The 26913-nt window shown below is 35.7% G+C and carries 14 protein-coding genes and 1 tRNA gene; 10 read left to right on the top strand and 5 right to left on the bottom strand.

Features of this window, described 5'->3' with window-relative positions:
- Positions 1-86 precede the first annotated feature (86 nt).
- Both ccsA and mscL read left to right on the top strand, forming a co-directional pair.
- Positions 87-3299 (top strand): cytochrome c biogenesis protein, encoded by a 3213-nt coding sequence (ccsA, locus tag GMA17_RS06235; RefSeq protein ID WP_248400215.1) that lies wholly within the window; start codon positions 87-89, stop codon positions 3297-3299.
- Positions 3300-3312: 13 nt separating this feature from the next.
- Positions 3313-3756, top strand: a complete 444-nt coding sequence (mscL, locus tag GMA17_RS06230) for a large conductance mechanosensitive channel protein MscL (RefSeq protein WP_248400206.1) — start codon at positions 3313-3315, stop codon at positions 3754-3756.
- A 10-nt stretch (positions 3757-3766) separates the two neighbouring features.
- On the opposite strand, the gene GMA17_RS06225 is transcribed toward mscL, so the two are convergent.
- Positions 3767-4138, bottom strand: a complete 372-nt coding sequence (locus GMA17_RS06225) for a hypothetical protein (RefSeq protein WP_248400204.1) — start codon at positions 4136-4138, stop codon at positions 3767-3769.
- Between the two features lie 189 nt (positions 4139-4327).
- Here GMA17_RS06225 and GMA17_RS06220 point away from each other — a divergent pair, with 189 nt between their 5' ends.
- From GMA17_RS06220 to GMA17_RS06210, 3 genes are all read left to right on the top strand, one after another.
- Entirely contained in the window at positions 4328-5485 is a 1158-nt protein-coding gene (locus tag GMA17_RS06220; protein ID WP_248400202.1) for a PLP-dependent aspartate aminotransferase family protein, read from the top strand.
- A gap of 2 nt (positions 5486-5487) precedes the next feature.
- Positions 5488-6210, top strand: coding sequence for a bacillithiol biosynthesis deacetylase BshB1 (gene bshB1 / locus GMA17_RS06215; protein ID WP_248400200.1), 723 nt, complete (start codon positions 5488-5490; stop codon positions 6208-6210).
- A 60-nt stretch (positions 6211-6270) separates the two neighbouring features.
- Positions 6271-6346 (top strand) — tRNA-His (locus GMA17_RS06210).
- A 167-nt stretch (positions 6347-6513) separates the two neighbouring features.
- On the opposite strand, the gene GMA17_RS06205 is transcribed toward GMA17_RS06210, so the two are convergent.
- The 4 genes from GMA17_RS06205 to GMA17_RS06190 form a co-directional block, all read right to left on the bottom strand.
- Positions 6514-8070, bottom strand: a complete 1557-nt coding sequence (locus tag GMA17_RS06205) for a M28 family peptidase (protein ID WP_248400198.1) — start codon at positions 8068-8070, stop codon at positions 6514-6516.
- A gap of 113 nt (positions 8071-8183) precedes the next feature.
- Positions 8184-9221 carry a M28 family peptidase gene (locus tag GMA17_RS06200; RefSeq protein ID WP_248400196.1) on the bottom strand — a complete coding sequence of 346 codons (1038 nt, stop codon included), beginning with the start codon at positions 9219-9221 and terminating at the stop codon, positions 8184-8186.
- An 84-nt stretch (positions 9222-9305) separates the two neighbouring features.
- Positions 9306-9719 (bottom strand): FUSC family protein, encoded by a 414-nt coding sequence (locus tag GMA17_RS06195; RefSeq protein WP_248400194.1) that lies wholly within the window; start codon positions 9717-9719, stop codon positions 9306-9308.
- A 6-nt stretch (positions 9720-9725) separates the two neighbouring features.
- On the bottom strand, positions 9726-10505 hold the full coding sequence (locus GMA17_RS06190; RefSeq protein WP_248400192.1) for a DUF3108 domain-containing protein: 780 nt from the start codon (positions 10503-10505) through the stop codon (positions 9726-9728).
- A gap of 257 nt (positions 10506-10762) precedes the next feature.
- Here GMA17_RS06190 and GMA17_RS06185 point away from each other — a divergent pair, with 257 nt between their 5' ends.
- From GMA17_RS06185 to GMA17_RS06165, 5 genes are all read left to right on the top strand, one after another.
- Positions 10763-11215 (top strand): hypothetical protein, encoded by a 453-nt coding sequence (locus tag GMA17_RS06185; protein WP_248400190.1) that lies wholly within the window; start codon positions 10763-10765, stop codon positions 11213-11215.
- Positions 11216-11490: 275 nt separating this feature from the next.
- Positions 11491-12792, top strand: a complete 1302-nt coding sequence (locus GMA17_RS06180) for a hypothetical protein (RefSeq protein WP_248400188.1) — start codon at positions 11491-11493, stop codon at positions 12790-12792.
- Positions 12793-13002: 210 nt separating this feature from the next.
- Positions 13003-14388, top strand: a complete 1386-nt coding sequence (locus tag GMA17_RS06175) for a gliding motility-associated C-terminal domain-containing protein (RefSeq protein ID WP_248400186.1) — start codon at positions 13003-13005, stop codon at positions 14386-14388.
- The gene (locus GMA17_RS06170) at positions 14389-17190 is read left to right on the top strand and encodes a type IX secretion system membrane protein PorP/SprF (protein WP_248400184.1); all 2802 of its coding nucleotides are present in this window, start codon (positions 14389-14391) and stop codon (positions 17188-17190) included.
- 71 nt (positions 17191-17261) lie between these two features.
- Positions 17262-26912: a T9SS type B sorting domain-containing protein gene (locus tag GMA17_RS06165; RefSeq protein WP_248400182.1), complete on the top strand. Its 9651-nt coding sequence runs from the start codon at positions 17262-17264 to the stop codon at positions 26910-26912.
- The last annotated feature ends 1 nt before the right edge of the window (position 26913 follow it).

Below are 26913 nucleotides of genomic sequence, written 5' to 3'. Positions count from 1 at the left end.
CATATCTATAAAAGTCTTGGTTTATTTGCTATTATTTATAAAACAAAACCTTAAATTTGCACAATTCAATTTTTGAGTCTCAAGTTATGCTAAATAAACTCGCTAAATTTCTATTTTCAACCCGATTAACGTCTGTATTATTTATTGCTTTTGCCGCCGCTATGGCAATTGGCACCTTTATGGATGCAGGGCAAGAAACATCTCCAACACCTTATAGCCGAAACCTGATTTACAATACGTGGTGGTTTGAAGGTATAATGTTAGTGTTCATAATTAATTTTATAGGAAATATTAAAAAATACCGCTTGTGGCGTTTAAATCAGTGGGCAACGCTTACGCTGCATTTGTCCTTTATTTTAATCATTTTAGGTGCTGGAATTACCAGGTATATTGGTTTTGAAGGTATGATGGCTATTCGTGAAGGCGAAACAGAAAACTCGTTTCTTACCCAAAAAACCTACATCACAGCTTATATAGATGGCGATTATATGGTGGACGGTATGGCGCAGCGAAAAATTGTTGAAGAAGAAGTAGATTTTTCACCAAGATTGGAAAATGATTTTTCTTACGCTACGGATTATAATGGTCAAGATGTAAAATTTGAATTAGAAAAATACATTGGTGGTGCCGAGTTAGATGTGGTTCCAAATGAAACAGGTGATGAGTATTTAAAAATAGTGGAAGCAGGAAATGGTGCACCACATAATCACTTTTTAAAAGTAGGTGAAACACAAAGTTTACATAACGTACTTTTTTCTTTGAATAAATACCAAGAAGGTGCTGTAAATATTACTTATAAAGATGGGGAATTAAGCATTCAATCCCCTTTTGACGGTGAGTATATGACCATGGCCACGGGACAAACGGGGTTATTGGTAAAAGATAGCATACAGCCTCTAGTTTTAAGATCGCGTTACGTTATAGGCAATATGCAAATGGTATTTCCAAAACCTGTTGTTAGAGGTGATTTTGATGTAGTACAAAAATCTCAATTATTACGTGGCGATGAAAATGGTGTGGTTTTAAAAGTTACTTCAGCAGGCGAAACAAAACGAGTTAAATTATTAGGAGGTCAAGGCTATAGTAAACCTTTTGAGCAGGTAAAAATTGGCGGATTAGATATTGCTGTAAAGTATGGTTCTAAAGTATTGGAATTACCATTTAGTATTAAATTGAATGACTTTATTGCTGATAAATACCCTGGAACCGAGAAGAGTTATTCAGCTTTTGCAAGTGAAGTAACGATAATTGATAAAGAGAAAGGCGATTTTAATTATCGCATTTTTATGAATAATATTTTAGATCATCGCGGTTATCGCTTTTTCCAAGCAGGATTTGATCCAGATGAATTAGGAACAAAATTATCAGTAAATCATGATATGTTAGGTACATGGGTGACCTACATAGGTTACATGTTATTATATTTAGGGTTAATGGCTATATTATTTGATAAAAACACGCGTTTTGGCGATTTAGAAAGAAAACTAACAGCCATTAAAAATAAGAAGCGAAATAGATTAAAAACCAAAGTTGCCAGTATTTTAATGTTAGCATTCACGTTAACTAGTTTTGCGCAAGTGCACACACCTGATGATGGTCATGGTCATAATAATAGCAGACCAACCAAGGCACAAATTGATTCGGTGTTAGCTGCAAATATCACACCAAAAGAACATGCTGATAAGTTTGGCCATTTGGTGATTCAAGATATTGGTGGACGAATGATGCCTGTAAATACATTTGCGTCAGAAATGCTTCGGAAGTTAAGTAAACACGATACTTATGAAGATTTTGATGCCAATCAAGTATTCTTATCTATTCAGGAAAGTCCATTGCTTTGGTATAATGTACCTATTATATATTTAAAGCGTCAAAAAGCAGATTCTATTAGAAGTCTAATAGGCGTACCAAAAGATCAAGAGTATGTTCCTCTTGTAGATTTCTTCACCCCTGAAGGAAATTACAAATTAGCGCCTTATCTGGAAGAAGCTTACAAAGCTCAAATTCCTAATGGGCATCAAAAAGAATTTAAAGAAACTGATCAACGTGTTAATTTACTATATAACACTATAGATGGTTATGCCTTGCGTATTTTCCCAATTCCTGATGATGAAAATAATAAATGGATATCGTCTGTGGAATTTAGACGTGATGGACATCGTGAAAACATTAAAGATTCACTTTACGGAAATTTCATCAACAATGGGTTTAGCGCGTATTTAATGACATTGAATTTGGCTAAAAAATCTGGCGATTATACAAAAGTTAATGAAATTTTAGAATCTTTTACTAAAACACAGAAAAAGTATGGAAGCGATGTGATGCTTTCAGATGAAAAAGTAAAGACCGAGGTTCTTTACAATCATTATGATATTTTTAAGAATTTGTTTAGCTGGTATATGTATGCGTCAGCATTGATGTTTATTATCTTAATAGTGCAGATTTTTAGAGATAATAATAGAACCATTGCTAAAGTAGTAACCCTTTTCAAGGTTGTCATTCTTTTACTCTTTATATTACACACATTAGGTTTAGCAGTACGTTGGTATATTTCCGGCCATGCACCTTGGAGTGATTCTTACGAATCCATGATTTATGTTGCTTGGGCAACCATGTTTTTCGGATTAGCATTCGGAAAACGAAGCGATTTAACCATTGCAGCAACAGCATTTGTAACGGCCATTATATTAATGGTGGCACATTGGAATTGGATGGATCCAGCTATCGCGAACTTACAGCCAGTTTTAGATAGTTATTGGTTAATGATTCACGTGTCCATCATTGTGGCAAGTTATGGGCCATTTGCACTTGGTTTAATATTAGGAATTGTAGTCTTATTTTTAATGATATTCACCACAAAAGACAATAAAGATAAATTACTAATCAATATTAAAGAATTAACCATTATTAATGAAATGGCACTCACCGTTGGTCTAGTGTTATTAACCATTGGTAACTTTTTAGGTGGTATGTGGGCCAACGAAAGTTGGGGTCGCTATTGGGGATGGGATCCAAAAGAAACATGGGCTTTAATTAGTATTATGGTATACGCCTTTGTTATTCACATGCGTTTAGTTCCTGGATTACGTAGTCGATTTGGATTTAATTTCGCGTCTATTATTGCGTTCTCCAGTATTATGATGACCTATTTTGGTGTGAATTTTTATCTAGCAGGTTTACATTCTTACGCAAGTGGTGATCAGATTGTAAGTGTGAAGTTTATTGCAATAGCGTTTGGTATTGTTGCGGTAATTGGATTACTAGCCTACAGAAAACATGTTAAATTTTACAAAAAATAATCTTAATTAGGTTATGAAGTTGCTAAAAGAATTCAAAGAGTTTGCCGTAAAAGGCAACATGATGGACATGGCCATCGGTATCATAATTGGTGCCGCTTTTAATAAATTGGTAGATGTTTTAGTGAAACAAGTATTTCTACCACCATTGTCTTTGCTAGTTGAAGGTGTTAACCTGTCTGATAAGCGTATTATTTTGCGTCATGAAGTTTTAAACGATGCTGGTAAAACTATTGCCGATGAAGTAGCTATAGGATATGGTGCCTTTAGTGAAGCCTTTTTAGATTTCTTAATCGTAGGTTTCACTATTTTTATAATCGTAAAGTTTCTGAATAGATTGCGTAATAAATCTCAAGACCCGAAAAACAAAACCGTTTCTACGCCTAAAGATATTGAGTTACTCACTAAATTGACTGATTTAATGGAGGAACAGAATACACTAATGAAAAAATCTAAATAGGAGGTAGGTCTTATAATTTAATAAGATCCTTATCCATATTCAAATCGTCCAACATATCTTGTGTAAATTTGTAATGACCACGACGCGTGATAATTCTAAAACGATGATCTTTCATTCGCGTTAAAACATCTAAAAAACGCCATTTTGATTTTAATAAAATTTGTTCTTCAGATTTTAAGCTAATTTCAAAATAGTGCTTTCTTCCTGCTTTTTCTGCAACTATATTAGGTGTGATTGTGACATCTGAACCTTTTTTATGATATGATTTTGGAGATTCATACCCTTCCATATCGGCTTTGATGTTGTCATAACCTAAATTCTCTAAATAGGTTAAAGATTCTTTTAAAAACGCGGTGCTTTCTTGTAGTTCTGTTGAAGTCATAATCCCAAATATAGTAAAAATTTTGATGTAAATTTTTAAAAATATGTTAAAAACCTGATAATCAATATGATATTTTATTTGTATTCTATTTTTACTTGAATTTATAATAAGAAACGCAAAAAATGCCTAGCTCATTTTACCCTATTACGTGTAGATTATTTGTAATTTAGTTGTTCAAAAATTTAAGTTATGAAACTTTCAAAATTCGGTATTAATACCATTTGCACGCATGTTGGAGAAATTGAAGATAAACAGTTTAAAGGAGCTGTTTCACCCATCTATGTTTCTACATCCTATGCGTTTGATGATGTTGATGTAAAACGCTACCCAAGGTATTTTAATACGCCCAATCAGGAACATTTATCTAAAAAAATTGCGGCATTAGAGCACACGGAATCGGCTTTAATTTTTGGTTCAGGGATGGCAGCTTTAAGTGCGCTTTTTTTAACATTTTTAAAATCTGGTGATCATTTAGTGGTTCAAAACACGTTATATGGAGGCGCAAGCCATTTTATACGTGAAGAGTTTCCTAAGTTTGGAATTGAATTCACGTTTACGGACGGTTATGAGGTGGCAGATTTTGAAACTGCTATTCAACCTAATACGAAATTAATTCACATTGAAACACCTTCAAATCCGCTACTTACAATAACCGATATTAAAGCTATTGCTAAATTAGGCAAGGCTCATAATATTCTAACCAGTATTGATAATACTTTTGCAAGTCCAATTAACCAAAACCCAATTGATTTTGGGATTGATATTATCATGCATTCCGCAACGAAATATTTAGGCGGTCATAGTGATATATTGGCGGGTGCTTTAGCCGCTTCTGATGAATTGATAGGTCAAATCTGGCATGTAGCTAAAAACTTTGGAGGAAATTTAAGCGATTATACCGTTTGGATGTTAGAACGTAGCTTGAAAACATTGGCGTTGCGTGTTAAGGCACAAACTAAAAATGCGAACAAAATTGCCAAATATTTAGAGAAGCATCCCGATGTAAAGGCCGTTTACTATCCAGGACTTAAATCCCATCCGCAATATAAATTGGCTAAAGCACAAATGCATGGATTTGGTGCTATGATGTCTTTTGAGTTACAAGACGGTCTGGAGGCATTACAATTTCAGAAACACCTTCAGCTTATTAAATCTTCCATGAGTTTAGCGGGTGTTGAGAGTACGGTTTTATCGCCCTATTTAACATCACATGGGTTATTAACACAAGAGGAACGCGATGCTATTGGTATTAGCAATCAATTAATCCGGTTTTCTGTGGGTATCGAATCAAAAAAGGATTTAGTGGCTGATATTAATCAAGCTATAAAAAAAACAAAAACTAAATAGGTATGAAACTAGATATTTTGGCCTTTGGTGCCCATCCCGACGACGTAGAGCTAGGTTGTGGTGGCACAATAGCAAAGGAAATAGCTAATGGTAAAAAAGTTGGAATAATTGATTTAACACGTGGTGAATTAGGAACTCGAGGAACCGCAGAAACACGCGATGCCGAAGCGGCTGAAGCTGGACGAATTTTAGGTATAACTGTTCGTGAAAATTTAGGCTTTGCTGATGGATTTTTTGTTAACGATAAAAGCCATCAATTAGAAATAATAAAAATGATACGGAAATACCAACCGGAAATGGTTTTATGCAATGCTATTGATGATAGACATATTGATCATGGGAAGGGGAGTGATGTGGTAAGCAATGCCTGTTTTTTGAGCGGATTACTTAAAATTGAAACCACCTTATCGGATACCAATACACCACAAAAGCCTTGGCGGCCAAAACTGGTGTATCATTATATCCAATGGAAATACCTTGAACCAGATTTTGTAGTGGATATTTCCGGATTCATGGAAAAAAAATTAGCAGCGGTTTACGCCTATAAAACCCAGTTTTTTGACCCTAAAAGTAAAGAGCCTGAAACACCTATTTCAAGCAAGAACTTTACTGATAGTGTGGACTATAGGGCACGCGATTTAGGACGAATTGTGGGTGTTAATTACGCTGAAGGTTTTACAGTAGAACGGTACCCAGCAATTAATAGTTTGTTTGATTTGAAATAATTTTTCAAAAATACTTTGCAGGAAATAGGAATTAAATTATCTTTGCAGACCTATTAAAATGGTGGTTGTAGCTCAGCTGGTTAGAGCATTGGTTTGTGGTACCAAGGGTCGCGGGTTCGAATCCCGTCTTCCACCCAAAATTATAAAGCCTTTCAGAATTTCTGAAAGGCTTTTTTTGTATATAAGGTTTGCTGTTTTTAGTGTACAACTAATTGTTTAACAGTAAATTAACGAGGTGTTTAAACATAAAAAAGCCTTTTAGTTTATGTCTAAAAGGCTTTTTTATGTTTAATTGACAAGAAGTTATTCTTTTATTTTATCAACTATAATTCTGTTTTCGCGGTTTGCTAGTTCCCACGCCGTATAAAATACCAAACGTGTTCTATTTTCTAACAAATCATAACGGATTTTGTCTGGCGTATCACTTGGTCGGTGATAATCATCATGTGTTCCATTAAAATAGAAAATAACAGGAATATTATTTTTAGCAAAGTTATAATGATCAGAGCGGTAATAAAATCTATTTGGATCATTATCATCATTGTATTTATAATCTAATTCAATGTTCATATAGGTTTTATTAACTTCTTCAGAAATATCATGTAACTCTTGACTTAATTTATCACTACCAATTAAGTAAATATAGTTGTCTGCTCCTTCCGTACGTTTCGGATCTGTACGACCAATCATATCTATATTTAAATTTGCGACAGTATTTGCCAACGGAAAAATAGGATCTGTATCTGTATAGTAACGGGAACCTAAAAGTCCTTTTTCTTCAGCTGTAACGTGCAAAAATAAAATTGAGCGTTTTGGTCTATGTCCATTTTTTACAGCAGTTTTAAAGGCTTCAGCAATTTCAATGATAGCAACCGTACCTGAACCATCATCATCGGCACCATTAAAAATTTCTCCATCCTCAATACCCATGTGGTCTAAATGTGCTGAAAGTACAATAACTTCATCTGGTTTTTCAGAACCTTTAATAAATGCCGCAACGTTTTCAGATATAAACTCATTGGATGCATTTATATATTCTAGATTCATTGGAACCGTTAATGTTTCTGTTTTTGTAGCTGTTTCTATTGTTGGCATGATAGCTTTCGCTAAATCTGTATTTATTAAAAAATAGAACATGTCATCTGCATTACCACGTAAAGACATTCTTCCACTAGAGCCACCAAATCGTTGCGCAGCCATGTCATAAATTTCAGGATAATAAAACAAAACTGCGGCAGCGCCACGCTCTTTAGCAGCATCACGTTTGGCCGCATATTCTTGTCTAAAATTTGACCACTTTGAACTTTCATCAGATCCGCTTATTACATAGTTGCCATCAGCTTTTTTAGGTTCACCAGATCGGATTAAAACCACTTTACCTTTAACAGCTAGATTATTGTAGCTGTTGTAATTTTCATCATCAATGCCATAATCAGCAAAAACAATATCCGTCACGGTAAGGCTTCCATTTTTAGATGTTGAAGCAGAAACGAAATCGTCTATCATTTTATAAGATTTTCCATTAACGGTTAGGTTAACTTTAGGCGCTTCCATAACTTCTAGCGGTACATCTTGAAAATAATTCCCGTCCGCTTTTGCTGCAGGAACATCCATAGTAATGTATTGTTGCTTTAAATATTCCACCGCCATTTTTTGTCCTTTTTCACCTGTAAGTCTACCTTCAAATTCATCAGAGGCATAGGTGTATAACATTTCTTTTAGCTCGGCAGATGTTATGGTATTAGCATATTCCATAGGATTAGCAATCTCGGTAGCTTTTGTAGCTGTTTGCTTTTCCTGTGTTGATCCACAACTAAATGCTAAAAGAGTAGCACTTAGAATAAAAACTGATTTTCTCATAAATTATAAGTAAGTGATGTTAATAAATAACTTTTGTGTTAAAGACAATATTACGAAATAACCTTTCATTTCAAAGAAATGCGCATTTACATTTAACAAACTTTAACAAGCTATTAAATATCCTCGTTATGAATTAATTTATGTTCTTTATTAGCTAAATACCATGCCGTACTAAATATGAGTCGTGCGCGTGTAGCCAATAAATCATATTCAATTTTATCTGGTGTATCTGTAGCTTGATGATAATCGTCATGCTCACCATTGAAATAAAATATGACTGGAATATTTTCTTGAGCAAATTTATAATGGTCAGACCTATAATAATAACGGTTATGGTCATCTTCATCATTGTAGGTATAGTCTAAATCTAAATGGAAATAGGTGTCATTTATTTTTTCAGAAATAAAATGAAGCTCTTTACTAATTCTGTCTGCGCCAATTACATAGAGATAGTTGGGATTGTCCTCATGTTTTTTATCTATACGACCAATCATATCAATATTTAAATCGACCATGGTTTTGTTTAAGTCAAAAATAGGATTCTCTATATAGTATCTTGAGCCATATAAACCTAGCTCTTCGCCAGTTAGATGTAAAAATAAAATGCTGCGTTTTGGCATAAAACCTTCCAGTGCTGCTAATTGGAAAGCTTGGGCCATTTCCATTAAAGCTGTTGTTCCAGACCCATTATCATCAGCTCCATTAAAAATCTGATCATCTTCAATTCCTAAATGGTCCAAATGTGCAGAAATAATAACAACTTCATCAGGCTTTTCGGAGCCTTTGATGTAGGCCAAAACATTTTCTGTGGATTTGATGTTGTCCGGTAAAAAAGCCTTTGAAATCTCTTGATAATATAAAGAATCTTTTATTGGCGAATAAATGTTTTGAGATTGGTAGTATTCTTTCAGAAAATTGGCTGCTTTTTTCTGTCCAAGTTCTCCTGTTTTTCGTCCTTGAAAATCATTGGAAGCATAAGCTATAAGATGCGTTTTTAATTCGTTAGCGGTTATTGTATTGGCAAAGCGCATTACTGTAGCACTATCCGTAAGTTGAATATTGTTTTTTATGTTTTCAATTTTAGTTGAATAACGAGTTGTGGCACAAGAGCCAACTAATGTAAGTGCCGAAGCAATAACAAATCCTTTCATTTATAGCTATTTAGCCTATAAATAAAACAAAAAAAAAGATAATACCGAAGTATTATCTTTCTAAACTGTGGGAAATTATAATAATTATATTTCTATGTCAATATCTTCTTCATCCACATCTTCAAATTCAACACCTTCCAAATCGATATCTTCCAAATCGATATCTTCCATGTCCTCGATATCCAAATCCTCTAAAACCTCTATAGCTTCTTCTTCAGATTGTTGTTCTGTAAGTTCTAATTGTTCTGTATTACCAACTTCCGATGTATCAAAAATAGCCTTGTAAATAGAAATGGATAAAGCAACAATAGTTAGGAGGAAGGCCAGTTTTATGGTGTGTTTGGGTTTGTTTTTTTTATTGGACAAATAGAAGCCAATTAAACCCAAAACAAGTGCAAGTATAGCAGGAATAAATGCCAAGTTTGAAACTGGTAAAACGGATAGAATAACAGCAAAAGCCGCTGAAATTAAACTTAAAATTATAATTAGTATTCTCATGTTATTTTAATTTTTTAATCCCGTAGCAGATTTTATTTTTAATTCACCATTACCAACGGCTATTTTAAATTTAGCGTAAACAGGTACTTTATTAGCATCCGCGGTTAACCACAATAAATTATCATTAGAGCCTTTTAAAACCGAACTATTGTTAACAGAAATTCCTAGTTTGTAACACGTTTTTTTACCAATGGCGGTATTAATCGTTTCGGTTCCTAAATACACCACTGAAATTTTAAATTCTTTATTATCAAAAATTACAGTTAAAGGAAAGCTTTTGCCTGTTGTTGCTTGCTCTAAATTTAAATTACGCATTTTGTATATAGTGGTTACAATATCATTGGTGGAGCTACCTATATTTATGCTTTTCTTTTCTTCCCAAATAGTCCCATCACCACGTCGTTTTTTCTTGATGCTTTCAACTGTATTTGTTTTATTTTTAAATTTATACTGCATTGCTTTGTAATAACCACCTTCGTTAATATCACGCTTATGTAAATAAGGTGTTAAGGTTTTAGGACTTACGTAGCTTTCGTATAAATCACGAATTTTAAAAAAATTATCCCATTTGCTATAAGTGGTTGCTGTTGTTTTTAAACGCAATAGCGTAACTTTTGATGTCTTTACAAGGCTAGTCTCCATGGTTACTTCAGCTAAATCGGTCATAATGCCAGACATGTTGTAAGCTGCAGTAAACTTTAAGCTTTCGTTCATTGAAATGGCTGTATTTTGTGAATAGCCGACAGACGCAACAAAAAGACTTAAAATGAAAAAATATTTAAACATATAATTTTTAGTTTTTAGTATAACGAAGGTAATAACATTTATTGTGCCGAAAGTAAAATGTTAGAAAAAAAGTATAATCAGATTTGGTAGAACCTAATTGTTAAAGTTTTCATAATTACATTATTATCTGAATGTTAGCGTTTTGATTTCAATATTGCCGAAAAATAATTGTGGATAAACATGAAATAATCGACAAAACGCTTGTTTTTTTCGTTTAATTGCATAAATTTGTGATATTAAACCCCAAAACCTATAACATGAAATCTAAAATTACTTTGTTTTGTTTAACCTGTCTATTGATGACAGGCATTGCATCTGGCCAGAATAAGGATGCACCTAAAAGTATTATCAGTCAAGATGTTGGTATTTCTAAATACCATGACAGAAAGGAACTGGAGCAGATGCAAAAAGGTGTTTTGTTAGGACTGTATAATGAGCGAATTGAAATTATTATCAAAATTCTACCTTATATAGCATTTGCAACAAAGCCTGGCGTTACCATGTCTACCTTTGGTATTCCAGATACGAAAGACAATAGAACTGCTTTAGATACTCAAATAGACGCTACTAGGGATTACTTTTTAAGTACTATGGATTTTCAGAATAAAATTCTACCCTATTCCGACAGATCTAATTTAATAGCGGCGATTTTGTTTTATGAAGAAACTTTAAAATCTTTACATATATATAGCGAAAATAATAGATTTTAATACAGGCTATTTTAAAGCGGTATTATAATCTAGATTGCTATTATCAAAGCAAAGCTAATTAAGCGCATATTTTCTCAAACAAATTTTCTGTTAGACAATAACTATATTATAATTAAATGTTAGTTTTTAAAACAGTATCATATTTGTAGGAAAAAACTTCAAAAACATGTTCATTTGTGCATTTTGTCGTTATTATTTGTGTTTAGTGGAATTTATTTATATGTTTGGTATATAATAAAAAGAATATTTATGATTAATAAATAACTATTTTAACTATGAAAAATTTGCCCCAACTCTTATGCATTTTTTTATTAGTGTTTTCCAATTCCTACTCCCAACAAGAGAAAGGTATTATTGGCACTGATAACTGGTTAAATTCTTGGACAGAATTTAAACCAGATTTAAATGAATATGGTGAAGCCACCGAGATTTTAACCGGAACCATTTCAGCTGATACAAAGCTTAGCAAAAAAAACACCTACATGTTATTAGGTAATGTTTTTGTTACCAATAACGCCACTTTATTTATTGAGCCTGGAACAGTTATAATAGGAGACTTTAAATCCAGTGGTGCTTTAATTATTACTAAAGGTGCTACAATAATTGCTGATGGTTTGGAAACCGATCCTATTGTTTTTACTTCTAATAGAAGTGTGAAAAAAGCAGGCGATTGGGGAGGAATCATTATTCTAGGCGATGCACCAATTAATAAATTTGGTAATGGATCTTCCGTAAATTACGATTTTAAATCAGCCTCTTATGACCATGTTAGCTATGGAGGAGAAAATACTGAAAGCAATTCCGGTATTTTGCGCTATGTACGAATTGAATATGCTGGTAAAAAGTTAAAGAGCGGTGAGAATTTTAATGCCTTGTTGTTGGCAGGTGTGGGAAGCCAAACTATTTTAGAAAATATTATGGTTAGTTTTTCAGCGGGTAATTCCTTCGATGTGTATGGCGGGCAAGTTAATATAAGTGAAGCTGTATCTTATAAATCTGAAAAAATAGATTATAACTTTAATTATGGAGCTCAAAGTAATTTATACAATTCATTAGCTGTTAGATCATCTTACGTTTCTAGTCCAGATGGATCTAGATGCCTAAACGTGGCATCCTTTAAAGATGATAAATCAGAAATCGATTTTTCTAAAAAGCAAACTTCAGTACTTGCAACAAACCTAACATTTATCAACGCTAGTAGTAACTTGAAATCTGAAATCGAATTAGGCCTGGTTAAAGAAGCTATTTTTATTGATGAGTTGGCCGAACTAGATATGAATAAAAGTGTCATCTCTGGATTTAATCCAGCTGTGCTTTTAGCAAATAAGATGAAAATTAACAGTGAAACGTTAGACAGGATAAAATTTACTGAAATGTATTTCAATAACTGTAATGGAAATATTTTCACGGAATATAAATCTAATAATGAAGATTTAGAGAGTTGGTATGGAAATAGCAGTTTCTTTAATGTGTATTCAAAAGGATTGGATTCTGAAACCTTTATTGATTTACAAAATTCTAGAAGGCCAGATTTTAGACTGCGAATAAATAAAATTATAGCATCCAATGATGATTAGAAATTTAGTTTATTTATGAATCTTCTTTAGAAGGTTCATTTTTATTAATCCTAAATTATTTTAAGCCCCTTAAACGTGCAAACACAGTGTTATATAAATCATTGTTTTTGTACCGACTACCAATAAATAAAGCGTATGGATAAAACTACTTTTGTAAAAAATTCCTTTTTTGTAATGTGTTTTTTTGTTCTAACCATAAGTCAGAACATAATGGCACAGATAGCTATAGGTGTTCCAAATATTGGATTTACCCAAGCTTGTGCAAATGAATCTTTTAATACGTTTAATGTTACCTTTAGTTTTTCTCCAGAAGCAGGATTAAATCCGTCTAATCAATTTATAATTGAGCTATCTGATGCAACTGGTAGTTTTGCTAGTGCCACAACTGTGGCTACTTCAACAGCAGGAGCCATTACAACTTCACCCGCAACTTTAAGCTTTGGTTTGCCAACTATTACATCAGGTGAATCATATAGGTTGCGCGTTAAAAGTACTGCACCGGCTGCTACAAGCTCTGGATCATCAACATTTGCCGCCTATTACAAAATTCAAGACACACCGTTTTCAATCAATAATTTAATTCCAATAGCAACTTATTGCGCTGGAGGAAGTTATGTTTTAACAATAGATAACCCTGGAACTGGAATAAACGATTCCCCATTAAATTATCCATCACTAACCTATAAATGGTACAGAACAACAGGTCCTTCAACTTCCGTTTTTGTGGCAGATGGTGAAACTTTAACCGTTAGTTCACCGGGAACATATTTTGTGGAAACTAATTATGGGACATGTACTTCAGATTCCTATTCTAATCGCGTAACAGTTTCAGAATCTACATCGGGCTCAACAATGGCGGTTATTTCCAGTTTAGGAAATCCGTTTTGCCCAAGTGGCGGACCAACCACTTTAACTACAACTGAAGGGAATGGTTACCAGTGGTTTTTAGATGGCGAAGTTATTTCTGGAGCAACTAATCAAACTTTTGAAACGACATCGTCTGGAACGTATTCTGTAAGTATTGATTTAGGGAGCTGTACAACAACTGCATTTATTGATTTAGAAAGTGACGGCTTTACAAGTAGTATTAATGTGGACGAGATAAACGTGATGGATGCTAATGATACATTATATGTAGAAGTTACAAGCTCTGCTAATAGTCCAGAATATCAGTGGTTTTTAAATAATACCCTTATTCCTGGTGCCAATGGAAACACCTATGATGCATCAGAATATGGTGATTACCAAGTTGTTATTAGCCAAACAACAGGTTGTCTAGTTTCCAATGAATTTTCATTTGTAATTGAAGCACCTATAGATCCATTCCCTAGTGTTGAAAAAATTCCAAATGTTATAAGTCCCAACGGCGATGGCATCAACGATACATGGATTATTCCAAACGAATATGTAAGTGGAACAAATACCGAAGTAATCATAATGGATTCCTACGGAAAGGTTTCTCTAAAAACCACCGATTATCAAAATAATTGGCCAGAAAACGAAATTAACTTTAATAGTGTAAACCCTGTTTATTACTACGTGATTACCACAACAGATAATAAAACAAAAAAAGGTTCAATAACCATTATAAAATAAATGAGAGCATTTTTACTAATAATAGCTTTAACCGTGTGTTCAACACAACTTTCTTTCTCTCAAGAGGACGGTGTTGTGTCGTTAGCTATTCCTGTAAGAAGTTCCTTAAAGTTTAATAGATATTTAACCAATCCAACCTTTAGTTTTGTAAGAGAACAAAACACGTATATCAATATAACCAATAAAAGAGAGTGGATTCAATTTGAAGATGCACCCGTAACGTATTTAGTAAATTATTCAGGACGTTATAGTGAAAACATGGGAGTAGGTGTTGGTTTATTTCAACAAAATCATGGTGTATTAACAACCTTTGGAGGTATTGTTAACTTGGCCTATAATGCCCAGCTTCAAACAGATAGTAATTTAACTTTTGGATTGAATCTTGGTTTTTATACCAGTAGTATAAATGAAGGAAGCGTTGTTTTAAACGAACCAGACCCTTCATTAGATAATATTTCTAAAAATTCAATTTTTACCGTCAGTCCCGGAATTAATTACGGATTGGTATTTTTTGATCTAGGTGTGTCTGTAAATAACTTAGTACAATATAATTTAAAATCTTCCGAATTACTAAAAGAAGATCCACAACGTAGCATTCAGGCGCATGTTATGTATACAGGTTATATGTATAGTCGCGGTTTCTTTGATGAAAGTAAATTTTCAGCTTTAGTTAAATCCGAATTCAAAACAGATCAAACTATTTTCTCAGGTGTTGCTATGTTAATGGTTCCAAAAGGGATATGGGCGCAGCTGGGCTATAATACCGTTTATGGCGTAATGGGAGGTGTTGGTATGAATATTACGGAACAAATTTCTATAGAATATAATTACGAAAAGGCTATGGGCGATTTATCAACCTTTGGTTCATCCCATGAATTGACCTTGGCTTATAAATTTAATACGAGAAATCGATTTAAATATAGTGGTGACGATAGAGAACAAGCACTCCTTATTAAAAAACAGAAAAAACGTACACTTGCTTCGGCTAGTAGTACATCCAAATTAGATGCTGATGCTAAAGCGGAACTAGCAGAACAAAAAGCTTTGGAATTAGAAGAAAAAAGATTAGCTATAGAAGCTAGAGCTCTTGCACGTGAAGAAGCAAAAGAAGAAGCTAGAATAGAACGCGAAGCGAAAGCTGCGGCTTTGGCAGAATCTCAAGTCGAAGACGAAAACCAAACGCAAGCAGCCGAAGCAACGGCTCAAGAACAAGCGGCCGAGGAAGCAAGATTAGCGGCCGAAGCAACCGCTCAAGCGCAAGCAGCTGAAGAAGCAAGATTAGCAGCTGAAGCAACCGCTCAAGCGCAAGCAGCAGAAGAAGCAAGATTAGCAGCTGAAGCAACGGCTCAAGAACAAGCGGCAGAAGAAGCAAGATTAGCAGCTGAAGCAACCGCTCAAGCGCAAGCAGCAGAAGAAGTAAGATTAGCAGCCGAAGCAGCGGCTCAAGCGCAAGCAGCAGAAGAAGCAAGATTAGCAGCCGAAGCAACGGCTCAAGCCCAAGCAGCAGAAGAAGCAAGATTAGCGGCCGAAGCCGCAGCCCAAGCACAAGCAGCAGAAGAAGCAAGATTAGCAGCCGAAGCAACGGCTCAAGCACAAGCAGCAGAAGAAGCAAGATTAGCGGCCGAAGCAGCAGCCGAAGCACAAGCAGCCGAGGAAGCAAGATTAACAGCCGAAGCAGCAGCCCAAGCACAAGCAGCAGAAGAAGCAAGATTAGCAGCCGAAGCAACCGCTCAAGCACAAGCAGCCGAGGAAGCAAAATTAGCAGCCGAAGCAGCGGCTCAAGCACAAGCAGCCGAGGAAGCAAGATTAGCAGCCGAAGCAAAGGCTCAAGCACAAGCAGCCGAGGAAGCAAGATTAGCAGCTGAAGCAACCGCTCAAGCACAAGCAGCGCAATCACGGGTCATAGAAACGGATGTTGCTATAACTCAAAAAGATGATTTAGCTAAATCCATGTACGCAATTACCGAGTCAACAAAAGACTCTGAAAAAGAACAAGAAATTTTATTAGTGCGATTAAACGAAGTTGTTATTTCTAAAAATAAGGATCTGAAAGATCTTAAAGAAGAAAATGATTTAAGTGAACAAGGAATTTATATGGAACCTAAACCATTTAAGAGTATTTCAGCGGAAAACAGAGCAATGGAAGCTATAAAATCGGATTTAGATATTATAATAAATAAGCGTAACGAAGATATTAAGAATTTAGAAAATCTATATATACAACGCATCCAAAAAGGTTCAAATAAAAATGATGAAACCACTAAATATTATTTAGAAACTATTCGTGGTTTAAAAGCGGATCAAGCAGAAGCTGAACGAACCAGAGCTAGTTTAGTGTCAACATTAAAATCCATAAAATTAGCAACAGAAATTGAAAGAAAACGTCGAATTAAACGTGCGCTATACGATAATGAAAAGGATAGGTATAATAAAGATATGGCGACGCTTGAAAGAATTAAAAACAGCACCCCATTAAGTACGGTTCCTTTAACGGCAGAAGATTTTGATTCTGGTGAGAAGCAGAGCAGTAATGTGCAAATTTTAAAAGGTGTTCAGAATGTTGATAACGGTTACTATATGATAGTTGCCGTGCATAAAAATGTTAGTGAACGAGATGCCTTTTTAGAAAAAGCTATCGCTGCCGGACAATCAAACATTAATTTCTTTTTTGATGTAAATTCGAGTAAGTACTTTATTTACTATCAAAAATTTGATTATGTAGAAGAGGCTATGAGAGCCCTAGAAACTAAAGGAAATAAACCCTATAACCAAGAAATATCTGTAGTTAAGATAGAAGATTAAAAATAGAGTGCCCCATTTGCTCTTTTTAATGCCCCTTAAAAAGATTGAATGTTTATATAAACAAAGATATCATGAAAAAACCTACTTTTTTTAAGATTAGCATTGTTGTAATCATACTTTTTATGAGTTTACAATCAATTGCTCAAAACTTCGTGCCCTTCACACCAAGATTTAACAGTGACTTAAAAGGCGATATTCGTCTCATTGGAAATAATATCTTAGGGCCAAGCAATAATCCATTTAACAATACATCTGTATACAACCATAATGTTGATATGCGCTATATTGATATTGATGGAGATCCATCCACTTTTAACTCTACGAGTGCCGATTTAGAAATACCAAACCCAAACTGCTATAGAATTGTCCATGCAGGTTTATATTGGGGAGCTGTTACTAATGGAAGCGACCCAATAACCAATGTCAAGTTTAAAGGACCCACTGGCGGTTATAATGATGTGGTAGGTACGGTTATTTATGAAGCCAACGGTGTTGAAACCGGAAATAGTTTTCCATATTCCTGTTATGCAGATGTTACTTCAATCGTTACTGGTTTGGCTAACGATTTAGGTACTTATACCGTAGGGAACGTGTCAACATTACAAGGAGAAACCTCTAATTTTAATCCTTATAATGGAACTGGTTTATCCGCAGGGTGGTCGCTATTTATCGTTTTTGAAGATCCAACCTTGCCAGGAAAATCTATCACCAGTTTTGATGGTTTTAGTTCAATTAATAGTTCTGTTAATGTGGATATTCCAGTATCAGGATTCCGAACCGTTCCGGCACCAGTTCCTGTAAGAGCAAACTTTGCTTTTGCGGCGCTAGAAGGGGATAGCCCTATTCAGAATGACAGATTAATTCTTAATGGTGTTACGATGTCTGCGGTAGATAGACCAGCAAATAACTTTTTTAATTCCACTGTAACTCAATTGAGTGCCTTACCTGTTAATAACAGAGTCCCTAACAGTGCAAATACTTTAGGTTTTGATACAGGTATTATGGTAATTCCTAACCCAGGAAACACCGTCATTGGTAATGGAGATACAACTGCTACTATTAGGTTAGAAAGTAATCAAGATCAGTATTTTGCTTACTTCTGTGCTTTTGCTGTCGAAATTATTGAACCAAGAATCGTTTTAACCAAAATAGTAGAAGATGATTTTGGAGTCGATATTGGTGGTCAAACAGTGGGTTTAGGAACTTCATTAAATTATGTAATTGGTTTTAATAATACAGGAAATGATGATGCCGACAACTTAACCATAAGAGACGTGCTTCCTGTTAATGTTATTTTTAACTATCCGGCAGATCTAGGTGTTTTACCACCGGGCGTTACCGTACAAAGTTATAATCCAGCAACAAGAGAGCTTATTTTTAGCGTTGATAATTCTATTGTAGAGCAAGGAGATCCTGTTACTGAAATTAGAATCCATGTACAAGTAGTAGAAAGTTGTGATAGTTTAGCAGATGCCTGCTCGAACATTATAAACAATCAAGCCTTTGCTACCTACGGAGGTATTGAAAATCCGAATTTTATTATTTCAGACGATCCAAGTTTAAACACTAATACAGGTTGTTTAATTATACCGCAAGCAACGAACTTTTTAGCAGATTTGGACTGTGAATTTATAGAAAATGTCATTTTATGTGGAGACACAGTTGAACTAACAGCTGGAAATGGCTATGATTCCTATTCTTGGTCCACCAGTCCAACAGGCACACCGGTAATTGGAACAACGCAATCCATAACCGTGGCTGCAACAGGTACTTATTACGTTTATAATACAGCTATAGCACCCTGTCAATCCATTACCCAAACGTTTGTGGTTACTAATTATGGAGGTACAACTTTAACAAACCCAGTTATTCCGTTTGCCGATGAAGTTGTAACCTGTCCAAATGACGGAAAATTATTACCAAATATATTTTTGTGTGGCGCTAATGATTTCACTTTAATTGAAACCCAAATTACAGATGCATCTTCAATAATATGGGAACAATTAGATGAGGGGAGCTGTACGCCAGTTGTCAACGCAGATTGTGCAAATGAAGATGGGGCTTGTACTTGGAATCAAGTAGGAACTGGTTCAAATTTTAATGCGAATACTTCTGGGCAATTTCGATTAACGATTAATTATGAAGGTGGTTGTTTTAATCAGTTTTATTTTAATGTGTATCAAAATGTTTTAAACCCAACCGTAACGAGTAATGATATTATCTGTACAACGCCGGGACAAATAACCATTGGAGGTGTACCAAATGGTTACGAATATAGCATTGATGGCGTTACATACCAAGCAAGTAATGTTTTCCCTATTACTGTGGCGGGAACTTATACGATTTTCATCCGACAGATAGGCGCTTCAACAAATCCATGTGTTTTTACAGTTCCAGATGTTCAAATTAGAGCGCGTGATTTCACTGTGTCTTTAACAGTAGCACAACCACTTTGCTATGGGGATAGAGGTAGTATTACGCTGGCAGCCAATGATGTACGACCACAATATTTCTTTTCAATTTATGACGGTGGAACATTGGTAAATAGTGTTGGTCCAATAACAGAGAATAATTACACATTTTCCAACTTAAATCCAGGAATCTATACAACTCTTGTTGAAACTGATGATGGGTGTACACATACCGAAGATGTTGAAATCATTGAACCACCTTTATTAACAGCAACGTCAGCGCTTACAAGTCCATTAACTTGTACAGATGGAGAAATTACCGTTTATGCCAATGGCGGCACACCACCTTATTTTTACTTTGTAAATAGTGGAACGGTTTTCCAAACGGTTCCTGAAGTTGTGGTTACAGCTCCAGGCGTTTATAATATTACCGTTATAGATTCTAATAACTGTGAAGCTACTACGTCTATAACCGTGGAAGCTACTTTAGCACCAGAATTCACGGTAAATCAAACTAATATTGCGTGTGAAGGAGCAGGAAATGGTTCCATAACTGTAAATGTTACCAATCCAAACGGAAACAGCTTATTATATAGTATTGACGGTGGCGTTACCTTCGTGAGTTCTAATGTATTTACAGGACTTCCTGCAGGAGATTATGATGTGGTTGTTCAATATACTACTGGACCAGATGTTTGTGTTACAGATCCGCAAACGATAACGATTACAGAAAGCGACCCAATTACAGGAACCCTTACGTTAACGACGCCATACACCTGTACTACAAATGGTGAAATTACGGTTACAGGAGTTTCAGGTGGAACATTGCCTTATACGTATAGCATTGATGGTGTTACATTCCAAGCAGGAAATACCTTTTCTGGTTTATCAAATGGCACATACACAATTACTGTTCAAGATGGTAGCGGGTGTGCAGTAATTGTGGGTAGTATTACTATTGACCCGTTAAATCCTCCAACGGATTTAACATTTGATAATACGGCATTGAGTTGTCCATTAAATACGTCAACAATAACCATTACAGGAACTACTGGCGGTGTTGGAAATTTAGAATATCAAATTATTGCACCAGCAACAGAAGCAACACCTTATCAATCGTCCAATGTATTTGCTGATTTAGCGCCGGGAACTTATACGTTCCAAGTTAGTGATGAAAATGATTGTACGTATACCGAATCCTATACAATTAACCCGTTACCAGCATTATCTGTTATAGGTCAAAACATCAGTAATGTGACATGTTTTGGTGATTCAGACGGTTCTATTCAATTTACAGTATCGGGTTCAACAACATTCACCTATACCATAAATGGAGGCGCTTCAACAGCAGGAACATCTCCAATAGTTTTAAATGGTCTTTCTGCGGATACGTATACAATTGTTGTAACCGACACGACAACTAATTGTGAAGCTACAGAAACATTAACTATAGATGGCCCAACTACTGCTCTAAATATTTCAACAACTGTTAGCCCAATTACCTGTAACGGAAATGGACAAGTAGTCATAAATGCAACAGGAGGTTGGGGCGGAAATTCCTATAGTTTAACCTTTCCAGATGGAACTGTCCTTCCAGCACAAGCGAGTAATACCTTTACAAATCTATTACAAACAGGAACGTATACAGCAACTGTAATAGATACACAAGGTTGTACAGTAACAACGACTTTCGATTTACTGGTTCCAACAAGTCCAACAGCTACTATTAATGTAACTTCAGATTATTGTTTTGATGCAACTAATGCAGCAACTTTAGAGGTAATTGCATCTGGTGGTCAGCCACCTTATGAATATAGTATCAATGGTGCTCCATTTACTTCAAATAATACGTTTAATAATTTAGTTCCAGGAACATATACCATTATAGTAAGAGATGCCTATGGTTGTACTTTTACAATGCCTGCTGAAACTATTGCAGCTCAATTAACCGTGAGTACAATAGTAACTAAAGATTTGGATTGTACAACATCTCCAGACGCTCTTATTACAGGAACAATAACTGGCGGGTATCCACCATTTACATATGAGGTATCTGTTAATGGAGGTGCATTTACAGCGTTAGGCGCAACAGGCTCTCCATTTACGTATGCTACTGCAAATGATGGAACCTACCAATTTCAAATAACGGATGCCCAAGGATGTACAGCACTTTCAACGGTTAATACCATTGATGTACTTACGTTACCTGAAATTGTTTCAGTAACAGAAACACAACCTATTTTATGTCATGGTGATGAAAACGCTGCTATTGATGTTGTAATTAACACAACCGTTGGCGAGCCTGTATTTGTAATTAATGTGTATAATACAACTACTGGTTTTGATTATGGCACACAAACTTCAGGTTTAGCTGCAGGATCATATACCATTACCTTAACCGATAACAATTCCTGTACAGACACGGAAACCATAATTATTGCTGAACCATCACCAATCAATGTAGTACATTATGCAGTTCCTATTACGTGTAGCCCAAGTGGTGTGTCTCAAGGATCAGTTATTGTGGACGGGGTAAGTGGCGGTACACCGCCATATAATTATTTTGTAACAGGAACTAATGGTTACAATAATTCGGAATTTAACAATGCGGGAACAACTTCCATAAGCTTTGATGTGGTTGATTTTGGATTATATCAAATTAATGTGGTTGATGCTAATGGTTGTTCAGTGTTAGTTCAAGATGTGCTTGTGGCGTCACCACCAGACGATTTAGATATTAATATAACAGCAACAGCCGACTGTCTTTTAGGAGGCGAAGCCGTTGTTACCATTGGCACGACTTTAATTAGTCCTGGACCTTTCTACTTTAGTCTTTACCCAGCAACAGGTACAGCACCAGGTGGTTCATGGGTTCCAGAGTTAACACCAGGTTCTGCTACGTTTGACAATTTATTACCAGGTGTAACATATACCTTTATTGTTTATGACTCATCAACTGGCTGTAGTTATTATGAAACAGCTACAAGTCCAATTCCTACAAATTCAACGCTAACGGCTACGGCGGTTACGGCAAATAACATTACCTGTACAGGTAGTGCGGACGGCAATGTGTCATTTACAATTAACAGTACCTATGGTGCTGCTACCAATGTAACTTATGAAATTTTCGATTCGTTATCATTGGTAACAACAGGAATTAGTGGGACAGGAACAGTGCCAGGAAATGGTTCTTTACCCGTTGCTAATTTAGGACCATTACCTTTTGGAAATTACTTTGTTTTAATAAGTGAAACATCAGGGCCAAATACAGGTTGTAGTGTGGTTACCGTGCCTTTTAATATTACGGAGTCTGCTTTTGAATTAAGTGTAACAGCAACTGTTGATCAGAATGCAAATTGTAATCTTAATTCTGGAGTTATAAGCGCTATTGCAACGGATGGAACACCGCCATATATGTATCAAATTACTACAACGGCAACTGCACCTTTGGCAACCGACCCATCTTGGGCTTCAACTAGCACGTTTAATATGGATGCTAATAGTTATTATGTACATGCTATGGATGCTTATGGATGTATTAGAACCACACCTGTTTTAGTATTACCTATGGATCCTTCACCAGTAGTTTCTGCAACTGTAAGTAACCAATGTAATACTGCTGAAGGGACTTTTGAAATAGATGTTGCATTATCAACTGTAGGAATGCCACCTTATACATTTAGTGTAAATGGAGGTGCATTTCAATCGCAAACTGTACCATTCACAATCCAAAATTTAAACTCCGGTAGTCATACTATTGAAGTACGAGATGTTAATGGTTGTGGAAATACAGTGACTGTAAATATTGAAGCACCTTTAGGAATTTCTCCAACAGTAACCGGAATTACAACATGTTCGGATGATGATGGCGAAATTACCGTAACAGCGCAAGGTGGAACTGGAACCTATTCTTATAGTATTAGCCCAAATCCTGCAACAATTAGTTTAACTGGAAATGTATTCTCCGGTGTACCATCAGGAACGTATATAGTAACCATTACAGACGCAACCACAGGTTGTACAGAAGATGCGAGCATTACTTTAGATGCTGCAACACCTGTTAGTTTTACTACCACTGTTACAGATGTAATTTGTAATGGTAGCAATGAAGGCGTGATTACGGTTCTTTTAGATGCAGGAAACGATAACCCTATTTACACCTATGAAATAATAGCACCAATAGTTGTGGCGCCTCAAAGCTCAAATGTTTTTACAGGGTTACCGGCGGGAACATACACCGTGCAAGTAAATTCTGGTAGAGGTTGTTCTGCAACTGCCAATGTTATTATTGATGAACCAACCTTACTAACGGTTTCTGGAACGGCAACCGATTTTGCATGTGCTGCTGATGGTTCAGTAAACACCTCCGTTTTAACAATTTCGGAAGTAGGAGGAACACCTTCTTATACCTATAGTATTGATGGTGTAAATTACTTTGCTTCTAATGTGTTCGATATTATAGATACAGGAAGTGCCCAAACAATTACACTATATGTAAAAGATGGTAACGGGTGTATTGCAACAAATACAGTTACTATTTTACCATTGCCAACTTTAACAGCAGCAACAGTTGCTGAAGCAACACCAATAGATTGTAATAACACAGGTTCTATAGTCATTACGGTAACTGGAGGCTCCGGAAATTTTGAATATCAAATGTTACCAGATGGAACGCCTCAAGCTTCAAACATCTTCAATATTACATTGCCTGGTGAGTATTATTTCCTTGTAACCGATTTAGATACAGGATGTACTATAGCCACAGCAGCTTATACTGTTTCACCATTCGATACGGTTGATGCAACTGCAACAGCTACCACAGCCGTAACTTGTTTTGGAGATAATAATGGTGCCATTGAAATTAATGTAACTGGTTACACCGGAACATATAATTATGAAGTTTTTGACAATACAGGAACTTCAGTACTTGGACCAATTGCCTCTAATACTACAACGAACCCACAAGCTATAACCGGTTTATTAGCGGGTAATTATACCGTTGAAGTTACCGAAACGGCAAGTCCGTTTTGTTCAACCACTACCAATGTGGTAACGGTTACATCACCAACGGAAGCGTTAACAGTTGTTGCTTTAGAAACGTCTAACGTAACCTGTACTAATGATTTAGGAACCATTACCGCTACAGCAACAGGTGGTTGGGGAACTTATCAATATGAGTTAACGGGTGCGGCAACCGTTGCATATTCATCAAACAATACGTTTGAGAATCTATCAGCAGGAACGTACACCGTAAATGTAATGGATGCTGGAGGGTGTATTGCTTCAGATACAGTAACGCTAAATATTCCTGCACCAATTGATGCAACGGTTATACCTAGCACAACCTTATTATCATGTTTTGATGATGCAAATGCTACTATTACAGTAACCACAACAACAGGTGGACAAGGAAGCAATTACTCGTACACATTAAATATGCTTTCACCTACTAGTAGTTCTTCAGGACCACAAACCTCTCCTGTATTTGGAGGATTAGGCGTTGGAACGTATCAAGTTATAGTAACGGATGGATACGGTTGTAGTTTTACATCGCCTAATATTACAATTACGCAGCCAACACCAATTCAAGCTAGCTTGGTGAAAACCACGTCACAAACCTGTTTAACGGAAGCAACACTTACGTTAAGTGCTTCTGGTGGAACAGGACCTTATACGTATAGTGCTAATAGTTCGTTTACACCAGTTTTAGGATCTTTTGCAACATCAACAACTTTTACAGTTCCAGTTGGAGTTTATGAATACTATGTACAAGATGCTAATGGTTGTATTGCTATTGTTTCTAATGAAATAACAATTGATCCATTACCGGATTTAACACTTAATTTATCATTAACCAATGCCGTTATTAATTGTGCTGGAGATGGAACAGGCGTTATTGTTGCAACTGCTGAAGGTGGATTAGGAAATTATGTATATACATTATTAGATACATTAGGAAATCCGATACCTGCTACTCAAGCTAGTCCAGGTATTTTTACGGAGCTTTTTGCAGGTACTTATATTGTTCAAGTGGTTAGTGGTGACTGTTTAACAACTTCAAACCCTATAAATATAACGGAACCTGCTGCACCTCTAATAGCACCTTTTACGGTTACAGATGTTTCGTGTTTTGGTGCAAATGATGGCTCTGTAGTTATTAATGCTTCAGGCGGAACAGGAATCATTAAATACGCCATTTCACCGCAATTAAATCAGTTTTTCGATAGTGGTGTTTTTGAAGATTTAGAACCAGGAACGTATGATGTTATTGTACAAGATGAATTAGGATGTTACTTAACTCTTAATTTCACTATCGTTGAACCAGCTCCTGTATTTATAACGTTCGATTCATTAACCATTATTGAAGAAATTTGTGAAGGTGATTTGGATGGTGAGTTTAGTATTGAAATTTCAGGAGGAACACCGCCTTATTCAGTAAGCCTTGATGATTATAATGGTCCTTATACCGTAGGAACTAGTGGTCAAACAATATTTGATTTTACAGGTGTCGCTGGTGGAAACCATACAGTTTATGTGCGGGATAGTTCTGGTTGCGATTCGGAAATGTTGATACCTTTCCCTGAATCTGCACGAATAAATCCTACGGTTGAAATTGAATATGCATGTGTAAATAATGCGTCAGGCAATATTGTTACCGTTATAGTAGATGAAAGTATTACGGATTTAGCGGATGTGGACTTCTCATTAAACGGAGGACCATTTCAAGCTAGTAATGTATTTATTGATGTACCACCAGGAATTGGACATACTATAGATGTACAGCATACTAATAGCTGTATTCAAACAACGGATCCTTTTGATATAACTGCCTTTGATCCGTTAACACTTGTTTTAACTGATGGTGTTATTAATGAAATTATAGCAACAGCAACTGGAGGTTCGGGAGATTATGTTTATACATTAAATGGTGTTGACTATGGAAATACGAACGTGTTTTATATATCCGAATCTGGAACATATACCGTAACCGTAACCGATAGTAGTGGTTGCGTGGCTATTGCAACTAGATATTTTGAGTATGTAGATGTTTGTATCCCTAATTACTTTACACCAAATGGTGATGGTACTATGGATGAATGGGGACCTGGATGTTCAATCCATTATCCAAATCTTGATTTTGATGTTTTTGATCGCTATGGCCGTAAAATTGTCACGTTAAGAATAGGGCAAAAATGGGATGGTAAATACAATGGTAAAGAACTTCCTACCGGAGATTATTGGTACGTGGTTAGGCTAAATGATGAGAATGATGATCGAGACTTCGTGGGACACTTTACACTTTACCGATAAA

The organism is Bizionia sp. M204, assembly GCF_023205095.1.
Lineage (GTDB): Bacteria > Bacteroidota > Bacteroidia > Flavobacteriales > Flavobacteriaceae > Algorimicrobium > Algorimicrobium hallyeonense.
The sequence above is the reverse complement of the archived record's forward strand: the minus strand, read 5'-3'. Positions and strand labels throughout refer to the sequence as shown.

Bases quoted from the DNA above. Each gene is read 5' to 3' on its own strand.
- ccsA (WP_248400215.1), top strand. From the start codon at position 87: ATGCTAAATAAACTCGCTAAATTTCTATTTTCAACCCGATTAACGTCT.
- mscL (WP_248400206.1), top strand. From the start codon at position 3,313: ATGAAGTTGCTAAAAGAATTCAAAGAGTTTGCCGTAAAAGGCAACATG.
- GMA17_RS06225 (WP_248400204.1), bottom strand. From the start codon at position 4,138: ATGACTTCAACAGAACTACAAGAAAGCACCGCGTTTTTAAAAGAATCT.
- GMA17_RS06220 (WP_248400202.1), top strand. From the start codon at position 4,328: ATGAAACTTTCAAAATTCGGTATTAATACCATTTGCACGCATGTTGGA.
- bshB1 (WP_248400200.1), top strand. From the start codon at position 5,488: ATGAAACTAGATATTTTGGCCTTTGGTGCCCATCCCGACGACGTAGAG.
- GMA17_RS06205 (WP_248400198.1), bottom strand. From the start codon at position 8,070: ATGAGAAAATCAGTTTTTATTCTAAGTGCTACTCTTTTAGCATTTAGT.
- GMA17_RS06200 (WP_248400196.1), bottom strand. From the start codon at position 9,221: ATGAAAGGATTTGTTATTGCTTCGGCACTTACATTAGTTGGCTCTTGT.
- GMA17_RS06195 (WP_248400194.1), bottom strand. From the start codon at position 9,719: ATGAGAATACTAATTATAATTTTAAGTTTAATTTCAGCGGCTTTTGCT.
- GMA17_RS06190 (WP_248400192.1), bottom strand. From the start codon at position 10,505: ATGTTTAAATATTTTTTCATTTTAAGTCTTTTTGTTGCGTCTGTCGGC.
- GMA17_RS06185 (WP_248400190.1), top strand. From the start codon at position 10,763: ATGAAATCTAAAATTACTTTGTTTTGTTTAACCTGTCTATTGATGACA.
- GMA17_RS06180 (WP_248400188.1), top strand. From the start codon at position 11,491: ATGAAAAATTTGCCCCAACTCTTATGCATTTTTTTATTAGTGTTTTCC.
- GMA17_RS06175 (WP_248400186.1), top strand. From the start codon at position 13,003: ATGGCACAGATAGCTATAGGTGTTCCAAATATTGGATTTACCCAAGCT.
- GMA17_RS06170 (WP_248400184.1), top strand. From the start codon at position 14,389: ATGAGAGCATTTTTACTAATAATAGCTTTAACCGTGTGTTCAACACAA.
- GMA17_RS06165 (WP_248400182.1), top strand. From the start codon at position 17,262: ATGAAAAAACCTACTTTTTTTAAGATTAGCATTGTTGTAATCATACTT.